Genomic DNA, 1,507 nt, shown 5'->3' with positions numbered 1-1,507 from the left:
CCCCCTGAAATCGGGATCGGAAAACAAGGTTTTTCCTGCGTAGGGAGAAGTCAAAAAGAGTGACAATCCGGCGGATACTGACCCCTTAGCTGAAAAGCGATCAACAAAAATCCGGATCATGTTGACCCCTCTTTTCAAAATAACACAGGTTTTGGTTCTTTAGTGGTAGAAAGTAGATGACCACTAAAACGAATGCAGATGGCTGGAAAACCAAAACCTATGAGTCAGATCAAACAATTACTGCGCTTGCATCAGCAAGGAAGCCCAAAGAAAACCATAGCCAGGGATCTGGGTGTAAGCAAGAATACCGTGAAGGCGTACCTGAATAAACTATCCCGATTGAAAACGGATGTTGACAGCCTGATGTTGCTGGATGATCCCGTATTGGAAGCCAGGTTTCATCCCGGTAATCCAGCCTATAAGGACGAACGCTTTGAGCATTTTAAGGGAAAACTGAATTACTTTACCCGTGAACTTAAACGTACCGGGGTTACCAGAAAGCTATTGTGGGAAGAGTACCGTCTGGAGTATGCCCAAGGCTACAGCCATACTCAGTTCTGCCATCACCTGTCACAACATTTGATTGCTTCCAAACCTTCAATGGTGCTGCAGCACCAGGCAGGCGAGAAGCTTTTTATCGACTTTGCTGGAAAAAAGCTAAATTATGTGGATGTGCAGACCGGAGAAGTAATCCACTGTCAGGTCTTTGTGGCCTGTTTGCCTTATTCAGACTATAGTTTTGCCTTGGCCGTAAAGAGTCAAAGTGTTGGTGATTTTTTATACGCTCTGGGATGTTGCCTGGAGTACCTTGGAGGAGTTCCACAGGTACTGGTGCCGGACAACCTAAAGGCAGCCATTGTAAAAGCCAGCAGGTATGAACCCGATGTAAACCGGGCGATGGAGGATTTTGCCAATCACTATGGCACCACTGTCGTTCCTACACGGGTACGAAAGCCAAAGGACAAGGCACTTGTTGAGAACCAGGTTCGGCTGATCTACACAAGGATTTATGCAAAAATACGGAACTTACAGTTTTTTAGTCTGAAAGACCTGAATCAGGCCATCGGCCAGAAGAACCGCGAACACAACCAGACCCGTATGCAGCAGAAGCCTTACTGCCGTGAAGAACGTTTTCTGGCCGAAGAGAAGCATCTGCTGAACACCTTACCGGAACAGTCCTTCGAGCTAAAATACTACCGAACACTTAAGGTAGCCAAGAATAATCACGTTTACCTGAGTGAAGACAAACACTACTATAGTGTGCCATTCGCCTACATTGGAGTGAAAGTAAAGGTCATTTACACCCGCTCCATGGTTTACATTTACGCCAAAGGCAAACAGGTAGCTGTGCATATACGAAACTACGGTAAGGGAACCTACAGTACCGACCGGGAACACTTGTGTTCCGCCCATAACCATTACCTGGACCGAAGTCCCGGGTACTATCTTCAAAAAGCTCAGACAGGCAGTCCTGAACTCCATGAGTTAATCAGTATGGTCTTTAAGC

The 1,507-nt window shown here is 46.3% G+C and carries 1 protein-coding gene; it reads left to right on the top strand.

What is annotated here, in order from left to right:
- Nucleotides 1-198: 198 nt before the first annotated feature.
- A partial coding sequence (gene istA / locus QUH73_RS20675) for an IS21 family transposase (protein ID WP_289532344.1) occupies nt 199-1,507 on the top strand: 1,309 nt, incomplete at its 3' end.

The organism is Labilibaculum sp. K2S, assembly GCF_030372765.1.
Taxonomy (GTDB): Bacteria; Bacteroidota; Bacteroidia; order Bacteroidales; family Marinifilaceae; genus Labilibaculum.
The sequence above is the reverse complement of the archived record's forward strand: the minus strand, read 5'-3'. Positions and strand labels throughout refer to the sequence as shown.